Here is an 18,620-nt window from a genome sequence, read left to right as displayed (position 1 = left end):
TGTGTTCTACGTGATGAGGCTGTGCCACGCGCAACGCGCCTCGAAAAAGGGGTGATTCCGCTATTGTCCCAGCTGATCCCGGCGCCGCTCGATGTCGTCGGCAAATCGCGCAATGAACATGAGGGCTCTGACCTGCCGCGCTGCAGCGGCATAGTCCTTTTGCTCATCGATCAGTTGGCCGCAAAGTGCCAGCGCCTGGCTCTGGGCCTGCTGCACGCCATCGTCCAGTGCGTCCAGCTCGGCAGATGAACGCGCTTCCTCCAGCGATTCACGCCACTCCATCTGCTGCATCAGAAAGCTTGCGGGCATGGCGGTGTTGTCTTCGGCCTGGATGGGTGTGCCATGCAGTTCGCACAGATAGGCGGCACGGCGCATCGGCTCTTTCAGGCGCTGGTAGGCCTCGTTGATGCGCACCGACCACTGCATGGCCAACCGCTGGGCAGCGGCGCCCTGTGCCGCAAATTTGTCGGGATGGGCCTCGCGCTGCAGTTCCTTCCAGCGCGCATCCAGTGCCGCCCGGTTCTGGGCAAAGCATTGCGGCACGCCAAACAGCTCAAAGTCGTCAGATTGCAGATTCATGCCCATACCAGGTCACGCAGGATCAATAAAAAACCGCCAGCACGCAGCGCGATGGCGGTTGGACGGCAACGCGGCAGAAAGCCTCAAACGCGGAAGCTCTCACCGCAGCCGCAGCGGTCCCGTTCATTGGGGTTGTTGAACTTGAAGCCTTCATTCAGGCCTTCGCGCACAAAATCCAGCTCGGTGCCATCGATGTAGGCCAGGCTCTTGGGGTCGATCAGCACCTTGACGCCGTGGTTTTCAAACACGATGTCTTCCGGTTCGGAGTCATCCACATATTCGAGCTTGTAGGCCAAGCCCGAGCAGCCGGTGGTCTTGACCCCCAGGCGCACGCCCAATCCTTTGCCCCGGCGCGCCAGGTAGCGGGAGACATGCCGGGCAGCAGCTTCTGTCAGCGTAATGGCCATGGTCAGGCTGCGGCCGCCTCGCTGTGGTGCTTGGCCTTGTAGTCGTTCACGGCCGCCTTGATGGCGTCTTCGGCGAGGATGGAGCAGTGGATCTTGACGGGCGGCAGAGCCAGCTCTTCGGCGATCTCGCTGTTTTTCAGGGCCGCCGCTTCGTCCAGCGTCTTGCCCTTGACCCATTCGGTCACCAGCGACGACGAGGCAATGGCAGAGCCGCAGCCATAGGTCTTGAAACGGGCATCTTCAATGACGCCGGTTTGCGGGTTCACCTTGATCTGCAGCTTCATCACGTCGCCGCAGGCAGGAGCGCCCACCATGCCGGTGCCCACGGAATCGTCACCCTTGTCGAACGAACCCACGTTGCGGGGGTTTTCGTAATGGTCAACCACTTTGTCGGAGTAAGCCATGATGTGTACCTCTTCAATTCTTCAGAAATCTTCAGGAATTCAGTGCGCTGCCCACTGGATGGTGCTGATATCGATGCCGTCCTGGTACATCTCCCACAGCGGGCTGAGTTCGCGCAGGCGGGCCACGTTTTCACGAATGGTGCCAATGGCGTAGTCGATCTCTTCTTCGGTGGTGAAACGGCCAATGGTCATGCGCAGGCTGCTGTGTGCCAGTTCGTCGCTGCGGCCCAGGGCGCGCAGGACATAGCTGGGCTCCAGGCTGGCCGAAGTGCAGGCAGAGCCCGACGACACCGCCAAACCCTTGATCCCCATGATCAGCGATTCGCCTTCGACGAAATTGAAGCTCATGTTCAGGTTCTGCGGCACCCGGCGCTCCAGGCTGCCATTGATGAACACCTGCTCGATATCCTTCAAGCCATTGAGCAGGCGCTGCTGCAATGCGCGAGCCTTGGCATTGCTCTCGGCCATTTCTTCCTTGGCGATGCGAAAGGCCTCGCCCATGCCCACGATCTGGTGCGTGGGCAGCGTGCCCGAACGCATGCCGCGCTCGTGGCCACCACCGTGCATCTGTGCTTCCAGGCGGACGCGGGGCTTGCGGCGCACAAACAAGGCGCCCACACCCTTGGGGCCGTAGGTCTTGTGGGCCGTCATGCTCATCAGGTCGATCGGCAGAACGCTCATGTCGATCTCGACCCGGCCTGTGGCCTGCGCGGCATCCACATGCAGCAGGATGCCTTTCTCGCGGCACAGGGCGCCAATGGCCGGAATGTCCTGGATCACACCGATTTCGTTGTTCACGAACAGGATGCTGATCAAGATGGTGTCGGGGCGAATGGCCGCCTTCAGGGCGTCCATGTTGACCAGGCCATCCTCCTGCACATCCAGGTAGGTCACCTCGAAACCCTGGCGCTCCAGCTCGCGCATGGTGTCCAGCACGGCCTTGTGCTCGGTCTTGAGGGTGATGAGGTGCTTGCCCTTGCCCTGGTAGAAATGGGCGGCACCCTTCAAGGCGAGGTTGATGGACTCGGTGGCACCGCTGGTCCAGACGATCTCGCGGGGGTCGGCACCGATCAGGTCGGCCACTTGCACGCGTGCTTTTTCCACGGCCTCTTCGGCCTCCCAGCCCCAGGCGTGGCTGCGGGAAGCGGGGTTGCCGAAATGTTCGCGCAGCCACGGAATCATGGCATCCACAACGCGTGGATCCACCGGCGTGGTGGCGCCGTAATCGAGATAGATGGGGAAATGCGGGGTCATGTCCATGGCTGGCTCAGTAAAAATTTCCGGCTGGCAAACTCAAAAAAACAAGGTTCGAGAAACACGTTCAGGGCGGTGCCGACCCCAGGGCCGAACCGGGCGCCCCAGGTATCAGGATTTGGCGAAGACGTTACCCAGCGCGAACACCGAATTGGGTGCATTCACGCGAATGGGCTTGACCACGGGAGTCGTGGAGATAGCGCGCCGCGCAACGGGCTTGTCCTCGATCTGCACGCCCTTGGCCAGTTGCTCGTCCACCAGCTTCTGCAACGTGACGGAGTCGAGGAACTCGACCATGCGCTGGTTGAGCGAAGCCCACAACTCATGCGTCATGCAGCGCCCCGCCTCGCCCAGGCAATTTTCCTTGCCACCACACTGCGTGGCATCAATCGGCTCATCCACCGAAACGATGATGTCGGCCACCGTGATGTCGGCCGCCTTGCGGGCCAGGGTGTAGCCACCGCCAGGCCCCCGGGTGGATTCCACGAGCTCGTGGCGGCGCAGCTTGCCAAAGAGCTGCTCCAGGTAGGACAGCGAAATTTGTTGCCTCTGGCTGATGGCCGCCAGCGTGACAGGGCCATTGTTCTGGCGCAAAGCCAGGTCAATCATGGCGGTGACCGCAAAACGGCCTTTGGTTGTGAGACGCATCGCAAGCTCCTTGTCTACGCTTGTTCGTTATAAAACTGCGGGCCCTGGCAAATGCGCAGCGCCTGCACCGTCTCCGCCCCTTGCCCCATCCAGTTGCCTGGCACAGGGCCCTTCATCGTTGGGCTCTTTTCTTGAGTATTTTGTAAGAGTATACCATAAATCCCAATCGATTTTGTCGGGTTAAAAAACCAACAAGTCACAATTTCATCGATCAAGTTCCATTGCCCTTAGGGCACACGCGTTCAGAGTGCCACTGAATCGCTGCCATGCGCTCCAAAAGCCTGGTCCTTGAGCCGTGTCAACTGGTCGCGCACGCGTGCTGCCTGCTCGAATTCCAGGTTGCGCGCATGTTCCAGCATGAGTTTTTCCAGACGCTTGATCTCGCGCGCCACATCCTTCTCCGACATGTCCTCCACCTGCGCACGCTGTATCGCTTCCTGCTCCAGCCGCTCGGCGTCCTTGCCGGCCTTTTCGCTGTAAACCCCGTCAATCAGGTCTCTTACCCGCTTGACAATGCTGCGTGGCGTGATTCCGTGGGCCTTGTTGTGTGCGATCTGCTTGACGCGCCGACGTTCCGTCTCGCCGATGGCTTTTTTCATCGAGTCGGTCATCCGGTCGGCATACAGGATGGCCTTGCCGTTCAGATTGCGCGCCGCGCGGCCGATGGTCTGGATCAGGCTGCGCTCGGCGCGCAGGAAGCCTTCCTTGTCGGCGTCCAGGATGGCCACAAGCGACACCTCGGGAATGTCCAGCCCTTCGCGCAGCAGGTTGATGCCCACCAGCACGTCGAACGCCCCCAGGCGCAGATCGCGGATGATTTCGACGCGCTCCACGGTGTCCACATCGCTGTGCAGGTAGCGCACCTTCACGCCGTTGTCCGTCAGATAGTCGGTCAGCTGCTCGGCCATGCGCTTGGTCAGCGTGGTAATAAGTACGCGCTCATACTTTTCAACGCGAATGCGTATTTCCTGCAGCACATCATCCACCTGGTGGGTGGCGGGACGCACTTCCACCACCGGGTCCACCAGGCCGGTGGGACGTACCACCTGGTCCACGATCTGGCCCGAATGGGTTTTTTCATAGTCGGCCGGCGTGGCCGAAACAAAGATCACCTGCCGCATGCGCTGCTCGAACTCCTCGAACTTGAGCGGGCGGTTGTCCAGCGCCGATGGCAGGCGAAAACCATATTCCACCAGCGTGGTCTTGCGTGATCGGTCGCCGCTGTACATGGCGTTGAGCTGGCCGATCATCTGGTGGCTCTCGTCCAGGAACATGATGGCGTTCTTGGGCATGTAGTCGGTCAGCGTGCTCGGCGGGTCGCCCGGCGCGGCGCCCGACAGGTGGCGCGTGTAATTCTCGATGCCCTTGCAGTGCCCTACCTCGCTGAGCATCTCCAGGTCAAAGCGTGTGCGCTGCTCCAGCCGTTGGGCCTCCACCAGCTTGCCGTCGGCCAGCAGCTGCTGCAGGCGCTCGGCCAGCTCCAGCTTGATGGTCTCCACTGCCGCCAGCACTTTGTCGCGCGGGGTCACGTAGTGGCTGCTGGGGTACACGGTGAAGCGCGGAATCTTCTGCTTGACGCGTCCCGTGAGCGGATCGAACAGCTGCAGGCTCTCGATCTCGTCATCAAACAGCTCGATGCGCATCGCCAGCTCGGAATGCTCGGCCGGAAACACGTCGATGGTGTCGCCCCGCACGCGGAACTTGCCGCGCGAAAAGTCCGCTTCATTGCGCTGGTACTGCATGCGGATCAGCTGGGCAATCACATCCCGCTGGCCCAGCTTGTCGCCCGTGCGCAGCGTCATCACCATGCGGTGGTAGCTCTCGGGCTCGCCAATGCCGTAGATGGCCGACACGGTGGCCACGATGACTACGTCCTTGCGCTCCATCAGGCTCTTGGTACAGCTCAATCGCATCTGCTCGATATGCTCGTTGATGGCGCTGTCCTTCTCGATGAACAGGTCGCGCTGCGGCACGTAAGCCTCAGGTTGGTAATAGTCGTAGTAGCTCACGAAATATTCGACGGCGTTCTTGGGGAAGAACTCACGGAACTCGCTGTAGAGCTGCGCCGCCAGCGTCTTGTTGGGCGCGAACACGATGGCAGGGCGGCCCATGCGCGCGATCACGTTGGCCATGGTGAAGGTCTTGCCCGAGCCCGTCACACCCAGCAGCGTCTGGAAGGTCTCGCCGTCCTGCAGACCCTCCACCAGCTTGGCAATGGCCTCGGGCTGGTCGCCCGCCGGCGGATAGGGCTGGAACAGTTCGAAGGGGGAATCGGGGAAGCGGACGCACTCGCCGTCCTGCTTTTCAGTGATGACTTCGGTGATATCTGGCATGGGGCGTGGTCAACGGGACGAGCAGGCCGCCCGTTAAAATCGGCGGAACCCGGCACAGTACACCACGCCCGGATTCTTCGCTACTGACAACCTTTCAAGGATTTTCATGTCTCTGTTCACCGCCGTCGAAATGGCCCCCCGCGACCCCATCCTGGGTCTGAACGAACAATTCGCCGCAGACACCAACCCCAACAAGGTCAACCTGGGCGTGGGCGTTTATTTCGACGACAACGGCAAGCTGCCCCTGCTGCAGTGCGTGCAGGCCGCTGAAAAGGCCATGATGGACAAGCCCACCGCCCGTGGCTACCTGCCCATCGACGGTATTGCCGCCTACGACGCCGCCGTGAAGGGCCTGGTGTTCGGCGCGGACTCCGATGTGGTCAAGAGCGGCCGCGTGGCCACGGTGCAAGCCATTGGCGGCACCGGCGGCCTGAAGATCGGCGCCGACTTCCTGAAAAAGATCAGCCCCAACGCCACCGTGCTGATTTCCGACCCCAGCTGGGAAAACCACCGCGCCTTGTTCACCAACGCTGGCTTCCCTGTCGACACCTACCCCTACTTCGACCAAAGCGCCAACGGCGGCCTGGGCGGCATCAACTTCGACGGCATGCTGGCCAAGCTGAACGCCGCCGCCGAAGGCACCATCGTGCTGCTGCACGCCTGCTGCCACAACCCCACCGGCTACGACATCACCCCCGCCCAATGGGACCAGGTGATCGCCGCCGTGAAGGCACGCAACCTCACCGCCTTCCTGGACATGGCCTACCAGGGCTTTGGCTACGGCATCGCCGAAGACGGCGCCGTGATCGCCAAGTTTGTGGCCGCTGGCCTGAACATCTTCGTCTCCACCAGCTTCTCCAAGAGCTTCAGCCTGTACGGCGAGCGCGTGGGCGCCCTGAGCGTGGTCGGCAGCAGCAAGGAAGAAACCGACCGCGTGCTGAGCCAGCTCAAGATCGCCATCCGCACCAACTACTCCAACCCGCCCACCCACGGTGGCGCCATCGTGGCTGCCGTGCTGGGCAACCCCGAACTGCGCGCCCTGTGGGAAAAGGAACTGGGCGAGATGCGCGTGCGCATCAAGGCCATGCGCCAAAAGCTGGTCGATGGCCTGAAGGCCGCTGGCGTGAGCAAGGACATGTCCTTCATCACCACCCAGATCGGCATGTTCAGCTACTCGGGCCTGTCCAAGGACCAGATGGTGCGCCTGCGCAGCGAGTTCGGCGTGTACGGCACCGACACCGGCCGCATGTGCGTGGCTGCGCTCAACAGCAAGAACATCGACTACGTCTGCCAGGCCATTGCCAAGGTGGTCTGAGCCTCCCAGCAGCCACACAAAAACCGCCCTCGGGCGGTTTTTTCATGGGCGAAAAGATCGAGCAGCGCAGGCAGCGGCCCTGCGGCAATCAGAGTCCCGCAATCCGCGCAATCACCGCCCCCAGCGCCTGGCTGGTGCCGGCCTCTGCGGTCAGCGTGATGCGGCCACTGCCATGCGCGGTGACCTGCATTTCCATCTTCATGGCTTCCATCACGGCGATCACGTCACCGTCCTGCACCAGGTCGCCCTCGGCCACCTTCCAGGCGTGCAGGTTGCCCGCAATGGGCGAGGTGACCGCGCCGGCATCCACCGCCAATTCGGGTGCCGTCACCTGTGCCGCCCCGCCGGACACATTCGCCAACCCCTGCAGCAGCACGGCGGGCAGGCCCAGATGGACGCGGCGGCCGTCGATCTCGATGGCGGTGCGCAGCAAGCTGGCGTCGGGCTGTGGTTCAGCGCGCGCCTGCGCCTGGATCGAGGCGGCCAGCGGCGCGGCAAAGTCGGATTCAATCCAGCGCGTATGCACCTTGAAACCATCGGCGCCCACGAAGTCGGGGTGGTCGATAACCGCGCGGTGGAACGGCAGCACCGAGGCCACGCCCTCGATCTGAAACTCGCGCAACGCACGGCGAGCACGCACAAGTGCCTGCTCGCGGGTGGCACCGGTCACGATCAGCTTGGCCATGAGCGAGTCGAACGTGCCCGGAACCACCGAGCCCGTCTGCACGCCCGTGTCCAGGCGCACGCCGGGGCCCGAGGGCGCATCAAAACGCTGCACCGGGCCGGGTGTGGGCAGAAAGCCCCGGCCCACGTCTTCGGCGTTGATACGAAACTCGATAGCATGGCCCAGCGGCGCGGGCGTCTGCGCCACAGACAGCGGCAGGCCGTCGGCCACGCGCAGCTGCTCCACCACCAGGTCCACGCCGGTGGTCTGCTCCGTCACGGGGTGCTCGACCTGCAAGCGGGTGTTGACCTCCAGGAACGAGATGGCGCCGCTCTGGCTGAGCAGAAACTCCACCGTACCCGCACTCACATAGCCGGCGGCCGCGCAGATGTCGCGCGCCGAGCTGTGGATGCGCTCGCGCTGGGCATCGGTCAAAAATGGCGCTGGGGCCTCTTCCACCAGTTTTTGGTTGCGCCGCTGCAGCGAGCAATCGCGCGTGCCCAGCACCACCACGTTGCCATGGGTGTCCGCCAGCACCTGGGCCTCGATGTGGCGGGGCTTGTCCAGAAACTGCTCGACAAAGCACTCGCCACGGCCAAAGGCCGTCACGGCCTCGCGCACGGCGGAGTCGAACAGCTCGGCCACCTCGTCCATGCGCCAGGCGATCTTCATGCCACGCCCGCCGCCGCCAAAGGCCGCCTTGATGATGATGGGCAGGCCGTGCTGCTCGGCAAACGCCAGCACCTCGCTGGCATCCTTGACCGGGTCGGGCGTTCCCACCACCAGGGGCGCACCCACCTGCAGCGCAATCTTGCGTGCCTGAACCTTGTCGCCCAGCTGGGCGATGGTGGCGGGTGGTGGGCCGATCCACGCCAGGCCGGCATCGATCACTGCCTGGGCAAAAGCCTGGTTTTCCGACAGGAAACCGTAGCCTGGGTGCACAGCGTCGGCACCGCTCTTTCGGGCGACCTCCAGCAGCTTGGCGATGTTCAGATAGGTGTCGGCCGGCCGGTCGCCATCGAGGCCATAGGCCTCATCAGCCATGCGTGCATGCAGCGCATCGATGTCGGCATTGGCATACACCGCCACCGACTGCACTCCGTAATCGGCACAGGCGCGGGCGATGCGGACGGCGATCTCGCCGCGATTGGCAATCAGAACTTTTTTCATGGCATCAAACCTTTCGCCTCGAAAACGTGAAGGGTGGCGAGTTCGCCGTCACCTGCTACGCAGGCACAGCGATGTAGAGAAACGCCCGCGGCGCGGCCGTTTTCGCCGCGATTGGCAATCAAGACTTTTTTCATGGTTGACTCTTTCAAACGCTGGGCGAAAGCTCTGCAAAGGGGCGAATGGGGTTGAAACGCAACCAGGCCCCGACGGGGATCTGCCCCGCGCGGTCCAGATGGTAGGGCGCCACGGCGCCAATGACGGGATAGCCGCCGGTGAGCGGGTGGTCGGCCAGAAACAGCACGGGTTGGCCGCTGGGCGGCACCTGCAGCGCCCCCAGGGCAGTGCCCTCGCTGGGCAGCTCGCCGGAAATGGCACGGTCCAGCGGCAGTTCGCCCGCCAGGCGCAGACCCACCCGGTTGGACTGGGGCGTGACCTGCCAGCGCTGGGTGGCCAGCCGTGCAATGGCCTCGGCGGTGAACCAGTCGGTGCGCGGGCCCATGACCACGTCCAGCACCACCTCCTGCTCCAGTGTGGGCAGGTCGTCGGTGGCCAGATCGGCAGCGCCCACCACCGCGCTGGTGCTGGCGGGCCGCACGCCCAGCATGTCACCCACAGACAACGGTGCGGGCCCGACATGGGCCAGGGTGTCGGTGGCGCAGCTGCCCATGACAGCGGCCACATCAAAGCCGCCACGCACGGCCACGTAGCAACGCGCGCCCGCCCGGGGCTGGCCCACTGCCAGGGTGTCGCCATGGGCCAGCGCCACGGGGGCGTGGCGCGGCAGGCTCCAGCGGCGACCGTCTGCAGTGGTCAGATCCAGGGGCGCGTCGGCACCGGTGACAGCCACCACGGTCTCGCCCAGGCTTTGCAGTTGCAGGCCGCCCCCTACCGTTTCGAGCGCTGCAGCGTTGCTGGCGTTGCCCACCAGCCGGTTGGCGACCTTGAGGGCAGACTGGTCCATGGCGCCCGACTCCGACACGCCCTGCCCCGCCTGGCCCTGGCGCCCCAGATCCTGAAACACGGTGAGCAGGCCGGTGGCGCGCACCCTCAGCGCAGCCTGGTCCGGCGCAAGTGCCTGCGCCGAACGGCACGCAGCATTTTCAGGGCCTTTTTGGCCTGTAGCCGTTGGTTTTATTTCACTATCAGCTATTGATTGTGTAGCAATATCCACGAATCGCACGCGGTAACCGGGCTGCAGCAGAGCGGGCTGGGCACGGTCAAGGTCCCACATGGCCAAGGGTGTCACACCAATGATCTGCCAGCCGCCAGGGCTGGCCTGCGGGTAGACGCCACTGAAGCTGCCCGCCAGGCCCACGGCGCCTGCCGGTATGCGGGTGCGCGGCGTGCTGCGGCGCGGCACGTTCAGGCTGGGGTGGCCACCGCTCAGGTAGGCAAAGCCCGGGGCAAAGCCGGTGAAGGCCACGGTGTATTCGCTGCCGGTGTGGCGGCGCACCACTTCTTCGGGCGTGATGCCCAGGATCTGCGCCACTTCGGCCAGGTCTTCGCCGTCGTAGTGCACGGGGATCTCGACCAGGGTGCTGCTGCGCTCGGCGCGCTGCGAAATGTCCCGGCCCGCAATTTGCCGGACCAGTTCAGCCGCGCTGGTGGCCGCGGGGCGAAAGCGCACCAGAATGGTCCGAGCAGCGGGCACCAGCTCTTGCACGCCCGGCAAGGGCGCTCTCTGCAGCGAGGCCAGCAGCGCCAGGGTCTGCTCGAGATCGGCCAGCTCAACCAGCAGCGCATTCAAGTTGACGGGCAAAAAACGCATAACGGCCTACCCCGCGAATGAAGCGATGGCGATGCCGTCCTGCTCCAGGCAGGCCCGCAGCTGGCGGGCAATGGCTACCGCATCAGGGCTATCGCCATGCACGCAGATGGAGTCGGCCTCGATGCGCACCAGGCTGCCGTCGATGGCCTCGACAACCCCCTCGCGTACCAGGCGCGCCATGCGCCGGGCGATCAGCTCGGGATCGTGCAGTACCGCGCCTTTTTCGCGGCGCGACACCAGCGCACCGGCCGGTGTGTAGGCGCGGTCGGCAAAGGCTTCGGACACGACGCGCAGGCCCGCATCGCGGGCCCACTGCACCAGCGGTGCGCCGGCCAGGGCCACCAGCACCAGACCGGGGTCGATGGCGCGGATGGCGGTGATGACGTCTTGGGCCTGGCGCGCATCTTGCGCGATGGTGTTGTACAGCGCACCGTGCGGCTTGACGTAGCGCACCGTGGTGCCCGCCGCAGCGGCCAGGCCTTGCAACGCGCCTATCTGGTAGATCACATCGGCCACCAGGTCGGCGCTGGCCACATCCATGGCGCGCCGGCCAAAGCCCTGCAGGTCGGGGTAAGCCACATGGGCACCCACCACCACGCCACACTCCTGGGCGGCCCGCAGCGTCTGCAAAATACCTGCCGGGTCGCCCGCGTGAAAGCCACAGGCCACATTGGCGCTGCTCACAATGCCCAGCATGGCGGCGTCGTCGCCCATGGTCCACGCGCCCAGGCTTTCGCCCAGGTCGCTGTTCAAATCGATTTTCATCGTGTTCTCCTGCTCTGCAAAGTGCATGGCTGGGTGGAAAAAATAGGGTTCAATGCAGTTGCCCGCCGGTTTCGCGCACATCGGCGTGCACCGCCAGTGCCGTCTGGATGGCCACCTGCAATCCCTGCACCTGGGTTTCCAGCGCCATGCTGGGCATGCCGGGGTGCAGGGCGGCCAGTGCCGGCAGGGCCGGCACATGGATGAAGCCGCCGCGCACCGCGCCACCCGACGCAGCCAGTCGGTGCATGAGCGCATAAAAAATATGGTTGCACACAAAGGTGCCTGCCGTGTTGGACACGGCGGCCGGCACACCTTGCGCACGCATGTCGCGCACCATGGCCTTGATCGGCAGGGTAGAGAAATAGGCCGCAGGGCCACCTGGCTGAACCGCCACGTCCACCGGCTGGCGGCCCGCGTTGTCTGCGATGCGGGCATCGTCCACGTTGATGGCCACCCGCTCGGGCGTCAGTTCGGCGCGGCCACCGGCCAGGCCCAGACTGAGCACCAGCGTGGGGCGCCACTGCTGCAGGGCCCGATCCAGGTGCGCGATGGCCTCGCCAAACACGCAGGGCAGCTGCACGGCACGCACCACGGTCCCCGCAGGCTGCCAGCCATCCAGGGCGCGAGCCACCTCCCAGGAGGGGTTGAGCGGGTCCTTGTCGAACGGTTCAAAACCCGTGAGCAGCACAGTCGGGGTGGCGTCAACGGCGGGGGTGGACATGGCGGGCTTTCCTCAGCGGAACATCATGAAGTTGAGCAAAAACACATTCACTGCCAGCAAGGTCAATGCTGTGGGCACCTGGGCACGAATGACGGCATTTTTGTCCGGCAACTCCAGCAGCGCAGCGGGTACGATGTTGAAATTGGCAGCCATGGGCGTGAGCAGCGTGCCGCAGTACCCCGACAACATGCCCACCGCGGCCATCACCGCCGGATCGCCGTGGTACACGCCCACCAGCACCGGCACGCCCACGCCACCCGTCATCACCGGAAACGCCGCAAAACCATTGCCCATGATGACGGTGAACAGCGCCATGCCCACGACATACACCGCCACCGCCACAAAGCGGACGTCCATGTTGATGTAGGTGGTGGTCACATAGGCCACGGCCTTGCCCACGCCCGCATCAGAGAACACCAGGCCCAGCATGCCCAGCATCTGCGGCAGCACCAGGGCCCAGCCCAGCGCATCGGTCAGGCGGTGCGATTCGCGCAGGCCCTGGGCCGGTGTCTCGCGCGTCAGCCAGCAGACCAGGGCCAGCGAGACCACGCAGCCCACGCCCAAGCTCACCAGGGTGGTGTTCTTGGGGTCGAGCAGGGGCGCACCGCCGATGGCCAGATACTTGGCCGATAACGTGCCCACCATGGTCACCAGCGGAATGGCCAGCGCGGGCACAAACAGCTTGTTGCCCAGGCGCTTGGCGCTGGCAGCGTACTGCGACGGGCTCGGGCCCTGGTGCTTGCCGGCGCCAACGCCCCCAAAGCCGGCAATCAGCGCCATCGCCACAGCCCCCACACCCACCCACAGGGCTGGCAGCAGGTCGCCCACAAGAAAAACCAGTGCATACAGCGCCCAGAACAGGCCTGTGCTGTAGCGCTTGGCATTGCTGCGGTCGGTGAGGGTTGCCACGGCCGTGAAGGCCAGCACGGCCCCCACCAGGTAATACAGATGCTGGATCGTGATCGTCATCATCAGACTCCTCGGGTCGGGGTTTTGGCGGCGGCACTCAGGGAAACAATCCCCTCGGCGGCCAGCTCACGGGCCAGCACACCGTCGAGGCGATACAGGCGCCAGGCGTGGATGAGAAATGCGCAAATCGCGGTCGGAATGCCCCAGACCGCCACGTGCAGCGGCTCCACATCGATACCCGCCTCGCGCAGAAAAGTGGTCATCAGCACGATGGCGCCAAATGCCACGAAGATGTCTTCACCAAAAAACAGGCCCACGTTGTCGGTTGCGGCCGAGAAGGCGCGCAGCTTGTGGCGAATGCGCTCGGGCAGCGTGCCGTAACGGGCCTCGGTGGCGCCTTCTGCCATGGGGGCCAGCAGCGGTCGCACCATCTGCGGATGCCCTCCCAGGCTGGTCAGGCCAACAGCCGCCGTGAGCTGGCGCGCAGCCAGGTAGACGATGAGCAGCCGCCCCGCCGTGGCCGACTTGATGCTGCTGATCCAGTTCTGGGCATGCTGGCGCAATCCGTGGCGCTCCAACAGGCCAATCACTGCCAGCGGCAGCAAGATGATGAGCGGCAGGTTGCGCGTCTTGATGAATCCGGTGCCTATGGTGGCCAGGATTTTGTCGATAGGAAACCCGGCAGCAAAGGCCGTACCGATGGCCGTCACCACCACCACCAGCATCGGGTTGAACCGCAGGACAAAGCCTACGATGATGATGGCCACCCCTATCAGCGGCCACAGATTGACGTCACTCAGCATATTGATCCTTGTTTGACCTGGGGCTGCCCCCAGACACATTTCGCGTTACCGCGTGTTCCCAACGTTCATCCACCCCGAGGCCAGGGCGCTGGGATCTGACCCGCTGCGCATGGCCGTCGAATGGGCAATTCAAACGGGCCGGAAGGTAAGTTTGCAAGACACATTTTATTTTTGTTGAACAATTAACATCAATGTGTTTCACAAAATAGAGATTGTGCCCAACAATCTGTTGGCACAGTGATTGGTATAAACCCTTATATTTGCCTTGCCATGGTGGTTTTTGGCTGATCCAGCGGCAGACGGGCGTCTTGCATCGCCCGCCACGCAAAACACACCCGGTTCGGCACCCTGGCGCCGCTATCGCAATTACCATCCGGGCATGAAGTCCGAACCGACCAACCACCAGACCCTCAACGACCGCATGGCCGAGCTGATCCGCCAGAAGATCGTGCACGGCGAGTTTTCACCCGGCCAGCGCCTTTCAGAAGCGGCCCTGAGTGAAAGCCTGGACATTTCGCGCAACACCCTGCGCGAGGTGTTCCGGCTGCTGACCAAGGAGGGGCTGCTCACGCACGCGCCCAACCGGGGCGTGTTTGTGGCCATTCCCAGCATTGCGTCCATCATCGACATATACCGCGTGCGTCGGCTGATCGAATGCCAGGCGCTGGCGCAGGCCTACCCGCGCCACCCGGCCAAAAAACACCTGCGCCAGGCCGTTGAAATGGCCCAGTGCTGTCGAGATGCCGGCGACTGGCAAGGCGTGGGCACAGCCAACATGGAGTTTCACATGGCGGTTGTCGAGTTGGCCGACAGCGAGCGCCTGAACGTGATGTTTTCACATGTGCTGGCCGAACTGCGGCTTGCCTTTGGCCTGCTCAACGACCCCGAATTTCTCCACATGCCCTATGTGGAGATGAATCTGAACATACTGGAATTGTTCGAGGCCGGCAAGCTGCAACAAGCAGCCACGGCGCTCAACGAGTACCTGGTGCACTCAGAACGCATCGTGCTGGCGGTGTATGCGCGGCGCATTACCGACAGCGGCCTGTCCAGGTAAGCGGCGCATGCGCCATGCCGCCGACCAAGGGCAGAACCACAGCGCAGCCAGGCATGGCGGCTGGCGCACCCGCACGAAAACCCGGCCCCAACCAGACCTGGCCCACCTTGACCAGCGTCGGGCCTGAACGCCCCATCAGAAACCCGGCGGCCTGATCAGGGCCGTGGCTTGCGCGCGCCGGGCTTGGCCGCGCCGGTCACACGCGGCGGCAGGCCGGTGTGCTGGGTCAGCAGCCGCCCTTTTTGCGGCTTGCCCGGCGTCGAGTTGGTGCGCCGCGCGCTCTGGTAGCCCCCATCGGTGAGCGGCTGGAAGGTGGGGATCAGGTGGTGCTTGCCGTTGCCGATCAAATCGGCCCGGCCCATGGCCTTGAGCGCCTCGCGCAGCAGCGGCCAGTTGTTGGGGTCGTGGTAGCGCAAGAATGCCTTGTGCAGGCGGCGGCGCTTTTCGCCGCGCACGATGGGCACCTCCTCGCTGTCGCGCGTGACCTTGCGCAGCGGGTTCTTGCCCGTGTGGTACATCGCCGTGGCACTGGCCATGGGGCTGGGGTAGAAGGCCTGCACCTGGTCGGCACGAAAGCCGTTTTTCTTCAGCCAGATGGCGAGGTTCATCATGTCCTCGTCGCTGGTGCCGGGGTGGGCGGCGATGAAGTACGGAATCAGGAACTGCTTCTTGCCCGCCTCGGCGGTGTACTTCTCGAACAGCGTCTTGAACTTGTCGTAGTTGCCGATGCCCGGCTTCATCATCTTGGTGAGCGGGCCGGATTCGGTGTGCTCGGGGGCGATCTTCAGGTAGCCGCCCACATGGTGCTGCACCAGTTCCTTCACGTATTCGGGCGACTGGATGGCCAGGTCATAGCGCAGGCCCGAGCCGATCAGGATCTTCTTCACACCCTTGATCGCCCGGCCGCGGCGGTAGATCTGGATGAGCGGGTCGTGGTTGGTGGTGAGGTTTTGGCAGATGCCGGGGTAGACGCAGCTCGGTTTGCGGCAGGCGGCCTCGATCTCGGGCGTGCGGCAGCCCAGGCGGTACATGTTGGCCGTGGGGCCGCCCAGGTCGGAGATGGTGCCGGTGAAGCCCTGCACCTTGTCGCGGATGTCCTCGATCTCGCGGATGATGGAATCCTCGCTGCGGCTCTGGATGATGCGTCCCTCATGCTCGGTGATCGAGCAGAAGGTGCAGCCGCCAAAGCAGCCGCGCATGATGTTGATCGAGAACCGGATCATCTCCCACGCGGGAATCTTGGTGGCGCCGTCGTGGCGGCCGCGCTCGTCGGCATAGCGCGGGTGCGGGTTGCGCGCGTAGGGTAGGTCGAAGATGTGGTCCATCTCGGCCGTGGTCAGCGGGATGGGCGGCGGGTTCAGCCACACATCGCGTGCCGTGGCGCCTTCGCCATGCGCCTGCACCATGGCGCGGGCGTTGCCGGGGTTGGTTTCGAGGTGCATCACGCGGTTGGCGTGGGCATACAGCACCGGGTCGCTTTTCACCTGCTCATAGCTGGGCAGGCGGATCACGCTGCGCTCGCGCGGCGGGCCCTTGTGCTTGCCCTGCACGGCCGGATTGGGCACGAAGGTGAGCGCATGCGTGGTGCCAGCGGTTTTGGCATCTTTTTGGCCTGCTGCGCTTTCTGCAACTGCGCCAGCAGCCACTGGAACAGCAGCATCTTCCTTGCTGCAGCTGCCGCCCTGCCCCGCCGCCTGTTCGCTGGTGGTCTGGTAGGGGTTGATGTGCTCGTCCACCCGGCCCGGCAGATCGACGCTGCTGGAGTCGATCTCGAACCAGCCCTCGGGCGTGGTGCGGCGCACAAAGGCCGTGCCGCGCACGTCGGTGATGTTTTCGACCGGCTCGCGCGCTGCAATGCGATGCGCCACCTCGACCAGGGCGCGCTCGGCGTTGCCGTACAGCAGCAGATCGCACTTGGAATCGACCACGATGGAGCGGCGCACCTTGTCGCTCCAATAGTCGTAGTGGGCAATGCGGCGCAGGCTGCCTTCGATGCCGCCCAGCACGATGGGCACGTCCTTGTAGGCCTCGCGGCAGCGCTGGCTATAGACGATGGCGGCGCGGTCGGGGCGCTTGCCGGCCACGTCGCCGGGGGTGTAGGCATCGTCGCTGCGGATCTTGCGATCAGCCGTGTAGCGGTTGATCATCGAATCCATGTTCCCGGCCGTAATGCCCCAGAACAGGTTGGGCTTGCCCAGCGCCTTGAAGGGCTCGGCGCTTTGCCAGTCGGGCTGGGCGATGATGCCCACGCGAAAGCCCTGCGCCTCCAGCGTGCGCCCGATCACCGCCATGCCAAAGCTCGGGTGGTCGATGTAGGCGTCGCCCGTCACCAGCACCACGTCGCAGCTGTCCCAGCCCAGCTGCTCCATCTCGGCGCGGCTCATCGGCAAGAACGGGGCCGTGCCAAAGCGCTTGGCCCAGTACGGGCGGTAGCTGGTCAAGGGCTTGGCGGCGCGCGCAAAAAAGGAGACGTCAACGGGGGCGTTCATGCGGAGGGTGCGGGCGCCCAGGGTCGTGGCGGGACGCGGTCTTGGTGGGTAACCCGCGATTTTACGGCGGCAAGGCATTTTTGTCGCAGTGACGGCCCTTGCCCCCGTCTGGGCAAGGGCTTGGTAACCCGAGGCATTTGCTTGCTTTGCCAACTACCCGAATGACAAAAGTACAGTCAATACGAGGCGACGGACACTCCCGGCAAGTCTGAATCGTGCGCAGTGCTGTGTTGGTTCACCACCATGTGATCAAGCCGTTCCAGCAACGGCAGTCTCGAAGCATCTTTTTCTGACTCACCACTGATCGATGCAGCCGCGGACATTCCAACGTCATTCACGTCTGGACCGCAGGAGGCAAGTAGCACGCCACCGAGAATCACGGCGCCCAGCCGACTGATGGAGGATCGTATCGGCCATCGACGCAGAGGCGCCAAGATCAAGCGATCCATTTCAATTTCCCATGCCATGCATGCTTCACGCTCGTCTGGCGAGGTGGGAGATAGAGAACTGCCTGGCAATTCGCTGACTGAGGTATTGGCTTTTTTGGTCATCATTGGCTCCTGGAGCTATATCTTTGTGAGCCATTCGTCCCGATGAATGCACCATCGCCACGGCGATGCGCACAGGGCATCTTGGTCACGCGTTGAGCTTAGGCAACGCACCTGCCCCACGCGTCATCGGAAGCAATGACACCAATAAATAAAGCCAGTTGAAACAAGACCCTCTGCATATTAAATTTTTTACATATATATGCGTTTGATATCAGAAAAATAGGTACCAATCTTTCGAGGGTTCGGCGGTATTCCGAGAAGGCCAAGTACAATTTTCACGCAAGCGTGGGCCGTGTCCTCATGAAAATCCATGGCATGGCTTTTCAACATCCTGCGAACTGGGGGACTCCATGATCGGCTTGGAGGTGATTTCTACTGAAGAATTAACCAACCTGATAGGTTCGATCTATAACTGCGCGCTCGATCCGCAGCGCTGGCAGTCCACTTGCCAAAAGATTGCAGAGTTCAGCAAAAGCGCAGCGGGCGGAATATTCGTTCATGACCTGCGGAACGTACAAAACAAACAGTCGTTCGCATTCGGCTATCAGCCAGAGTTTTTTCAAATGCTGAAAAATCATTATGCAGAAAATTCAATGGCGGCTGCCAACATCGACTCAAATAACGGGGACCTCCGGGCATTTTCAATGGAGCGTTACCAGTTGCTCGAAACTCGGTTCTTTCAAGAGGTGGCGGATTCAAAAGTGAAGTGCAACACCTGCCAACCTGTAAGGTCAGCAGATGCACTCCTCCCCTTCGCAGTACCGCCAGCTCCAGCCTGAAGAC

The 18,620-nt window shown here is 63.4% G+C and carries 18 protein-coding genes; 3 read left to right on the top strand and 15 right to left on the bottom strand.

Annotated elements, in window-relative coordinates:
• Nucleotides 1-60: 60 nt before the first annotated feature.
• The 6 genes from hscB to uvrB form a co-directional block, all read right to left on the bottom strand.
• Nucleotides 61-579: a Fe-S protein assembly co-chaperone HscB gene (hscB, locus tag BLW02_RS11960; RefSeq protein ID WP_092698961.1), complete on the bottom strand. Its 519-nt coding sequence runs from the start codon at nucleotides 577-579 to the stop codon at nucleotides 61-63.
• A gap of 83 nt (nucleotides 580-662) precedes the next feature.
• Nucleotides 663-986: an iron-sulfur cluster assembly protein IscA gene (gene iscA / locus BLW02_RS11955; RefSeq protein ID WP_026435065.1), complete on the bottom strand. Its 324-nt coding sequence runs from the start codon at nucleotides 984-986 to the stop codon at nucleotides 663-665.
• 2 nt (nucleotides 987-988) lie between these two features.
• Nucleotides 989-1,390, bottom strand: coding sequence for a Fe-S cluster assembly scaffold IscU (gene iscU / locus BLW02_RS11950; protein WP_092698870.1), 402 nt, complete (start codon nucleotides 1,388-1,390; stop codon nucleotides 989-991).
• 39 nt (nucleotides 1,391-1,429) lie between these two features.
• Complete coding sequence (locus BLW02_RS11945; RefSeq protein ID WP_092698868.1) at nucleotides 1,430-2,650, bottom strand: IscS subfamily cysteine desulfurase; 1,221 nt, start codon at nucleotides 2,648-2,650, stop codon at nucleotides 1,430-1,432.
• Between the two features lie 105 nt (nucleotides 2,651-2,755).
• Entirely contained in the window at nucleotides 2,756-3,292 is a 537-nt protein-coding gene (iscR, locus tag BLW02_RS11940) for a Fe-S cluster assembly transcriptional regulator IscR (protein ID WP_005794107.1), read from the bottom strand.
• A 242-nt stretch (nucleotides 3,293-3,534) separates the two neighbouring features.
• Complete coding sequence (uvrB, locus tag BLW02_RS11935) at nucleotides 3,535-5,625, bottom strand: excinuclease ABC subunit UvrB (protein WP_092698866.1); 2,091 nt, start codon at nucleotides 5,623-5,625, stop codon at nucleotides 3,535-3,537.
• A gap of 106 nt (nucleotides 5,626-5,731) precedes the next feature.
• On the opposite strand from uvrB, the gene BLW02_RS11930 reads away from it, so the two are divergent.
• Nucleotides 5,732-6,940, top strand: coding sequence for an amino acid aminotransferase (locus BLW02_RS11930; RefSeq protein WP_092698865.1), 1,209 nt, complete (start codon nucleotides 5,732-5,734; stop codon nucleotides 6,938-6,940).
• Between the two features lie 88 nt (nucleotides 6,941-7,028).
• On the opposite strand, the gene BLW02_RS11925 is transcribed toward BLW02_RS11930, so the two are convergent.
• From BLW02_RS11925 to BLW02_RS11900, 7 genes are read right to left on the bottom strand one after another with little or no spacing between them, the layout of a single operon-like run.
• Nucleotides 7,029-8,774: an acetyl/propionyl/methylcrotonyl-CoA carboxylase subunit alpha gene (locus BLW02_RS11925; RefSeq protein ID WP_092698864.1), complete on the bottom strand. Its 1,746-nt coding sequence runs from the start codon at nucleotides 8,772-8,774 to the stop codon at nucleotides 7,029-7,031.
• On the bottom strand, nucleotides 8,771-8,908 hold the full coding sequence (locus tag BLW02_RS19940) for a hypothetical protein (protein ID WP_159433785.1): 138 nt from the start codon (nucleotides 8,906-8,908) through the stop codon (nucleotides 8,771-8,773). Before BLW02_RS19940 ends, BLW02_RS11925 begins: the two co-directional genes overlap by 4 nt.
• A gap of 11 nt (nucleotides 8,909-8,919) precedes the next feature.
• A complete protein-coding gene (gene pxpB / locus BLW02_RS11920; RefSeq protein WP_092698862.1) occupies nucleotides 8,920-10,542 on the bottom strand; it encodes a 5-oxoprolinase subunit PxpB in 1,623 nt (540 codons plus the stop codon).
• Nucleotides 10,543-10,548: 6 nt separating this feature from the next.
• Complete coding sequence (locus BLW02_RS11915) at nucleotides 10,549-11,307, bottom strand: LamB/YcsF family protein (protein ID WP_092698959.1); 759 nt, start codon at nucleotides 11,305-11,307, stop codon at nucleotides 10,549-10,551.
• Nucleotides 11,308-11,356: 49 nt separating this feature from the next.
• Nucleotides 11,357-12,028 (bottom strand): pyroglutamyl-peptidase I, encoded by a 672-nt coding sequence (gene pcp / locus BLW02_RS11910; protein ID WP_092698860.1) that lies wholly within the window; start codon nucleotides 12,026-12,028, stop codon nucleotides 11,357-11,359.
• A gap of 12 nt (nucleotides 12,029-12,040) precedes the next feature.
• Nucleotides 12,041-12,997, bottom strand: coding sequence for a DUF979 domain-containing protein (locus BLW02_RS11905; protein WP_092698957.1), 957 nt, complete (start codon nucleotides 12,995-12,997; stop codon nucleotides 12,041-12,043).
• Between the two features lie 2 nt (nucleotides 12,998-12,999).
• Nucleotides 13,000-13,740: a DUF969 domain-containing protein gene (locus BLW02_RS11900; protein ID WP_092698858.1), complete on the bottom strand. Its 741-nt coding sequence runs from the start codon at nucleotides 13,738-13,740 to the stop codon at nucleotides 13,000-13,002.
• 379 nt (nucleotides 13,741-14,119) lie between these two features.
• Between BLW02_RS11900 and BLW02_RS11895 the strand changes: the two genes are divergently transcribed.
• Complete coding sequence (locus BLW02_RS11895; RefSeq protein ID WP_092698856.1) at nucleotides 14,120-14,797, top strand: GntR family transcriptional regulator; 678 nt, start codon at nucleotides 14,120-14,122, stop codon at nucleotides 14,795-14,797.
• Between the two features lie 155 nt (nucleotides 14,798-14,952).
• Here BLW02_RS11895 and BLW02_RS11890 read toward each other — a convergent pair whose 3' ends face one another.
• Together BLW02_RS11890 and BLW02_RS19680 are read right to left on the bottom strand one after the other, a co-directional pair.
• On the bottom strand, nucleotides 14,953-17,286 hold the full coding sequence (locus tag BLW02_RS11890) for a YgiQ family radical SAM protein (RefSeq protein ID WP_092698854.1): 2,334 nt from the start codon (nucleotides 17,284-17,286) through the stop codon (nucleotides 14,953-14,955).
• A gap of 176 nt (nucleotides 17,287-17,462) precedes the next feature.
• Complete coding sequence (locus tag BLW02_RS19680; RefSeq protein ID WP_139285367.1) at nucleotides 17,463-17,837, bottom strand: hypothetical protein; 375 nt, start codon at nucleotides 17,835-17,837, stop codon at nucleotides 17,463-17,465.
• Between the two features lie 350 nt (nucleotides 17,838-18,187).
• Between BLW02_RS19680 and BLW02_RS19675 the strand changes: the two genes are divergently transcribed.
• Nucleotides 18,188-18,616: a hypothetical protein gene (locus BLW02_RS19675; protein ID WP_139285366.1), complete on the top strand. Its 429-nt coding sequence runs from the start codon at nucleotides 18,188-18,190 to the stop codon at nucleotides 18,614-18,616.
• Nucleotides 18,617-18,620: the final 4 nt, after the last annotated feature.

It is taken from the genome of Acidovorax soli, assembly GCF_900107605.1.
Taxonomy (GTDB): domain Bacteria; phylum Pseudomonadota; class Gammaproteobacteria; order Burkholderiales; family Burkholderiaceae_C; genus Acidovorax; species Acidovorax soli.
Note: the sequence above shows the minus strand (reverse complement) of the source record. Positions and strands in the feature narration are given on the sequence as shown.

Bases quoted from the DNA above. Each gene is read 5' to 3' on its own strand.
- hscB (WP_092698961.1), bottom strand. From the start codon at position 579: ATGAATCTGCAATCTGACGACTTTGAGCTGTTTGGCGTGCCGCAATGC.
- iscA (WP_026435065.1), bottom strand. From the start codon at position 986: ATGGCCATTACGCTGACAGAAGCTGCTGCCCGGCATGTCTCCCGCTAC.
- BLW02_RS11900 (WP_092698858.1), bottom strand. From the start codon at position 13,740: ATGCTGAGTGACGTCAATCTGTGGCCGCTGATAGGGGTGGCCATCATC.
- iscR (WP_005794107.1), bottom strand. From the start codon at position 3,292: ATGCGTCTCACAACCAAAGGCCGTTTTGCGGTCACCGCCATGATTGAC.
- BLW02_RS11905 (WP_092698957.1), bottom strand. From the start codon at position 12,997: ATGACGATCACGATCCAGCATCTGTATTACCTGGTGGGGGCCGTGCTG.
- BLW02_RS19680 (WP_139285367.1), bottom strand. From the start codon at position 17,837: ATGACCAAAAAAGCCAATACCTCAGTCAGCGAATTGCCAGGCAGTTCT.
- BLW02_RS19675 (WP_139285366.1), top strand. From the start codon at position 18,188: ATGATCGGCTTGGAGGTGATTTCTACTGAAGAATTAACCAACCTGATA.
- BLW02_RS11915 (WP_092698959.1), bottom strand. From the start codon at position 11,307: ATGAAAATCGATTTGAACAGCGACCTGGGCGAAAGCCTGGGCGCGTGG.
- iscU (WP_092698870.1), bottom strand. From the start codon at position 1,390: ATGGCTTACTCCGACAAAGTGGTTGACCATTACGAAAACCCCCGCAAC.
- BLW02_RS19940 (WP_159433785.1), bottom strand. From the start codon at position 8,908: ATGAAAAAAGTCTTGATTGCCAATCGCGGCGAAAACGGCCGCGCCGCG.
- BLW02_RS11945 (WP_092698868.1), bottom strand. From the start codon at position 2,650: ATGGACATGACCCCGCATTTCCCCATCTATCTCGATTACGGCGCCACC.
- uvrB (WP_092698866.1), bottom strand. From the start codon at position 5,625: ATGCCAGATATCACCGAAGTCATCACTGAAAAGCAGGACGGCGAGTGC.
- BLW02_RS11925 (WP_092698864.1), bottom strand. From the start codon at position 8,774: ATGAAAAAAGTTCTGATTGCCAATCGCGGCGAGATCGCCGTCCGCATC.
- BLW02_RS11930 (WP_092698865.1), top strand. From the start codon at position 5,732: ATGTCTCTGTTCACCGCCGTCGAAATGGCCCCCCGCGACCCCATCCTG.
- pcp (WP_092698860.1), bottom strand. From the start codon at position 12,028: ATGTCCACCCCCGCCGTTGACGCCACCCCGACTGTGCTGCTCACGGGT.
- pxpB (WP_092698862.1), bottom strand. From the start codon at position 10,542: ATGCGTTTTTTGCCCGTCAACTTGAATGCGCTGCTGGTTGAGCTGGCC.
- BLW02_RS11895 (WP_092698856.1), top strand. From the start codon at position 14,120: ATGAAGTCCGAACCGACCAACCACCAGACCCTCAACGACCGCATGGCC.
- BLW02_RS11890 (WP_092698854.1), bottom strand. From the start codon at position 17,286: ATGAACGCCCCCGTTGACGTCTCCTTTTTTGCGCGCGCCGCCAAGCCC.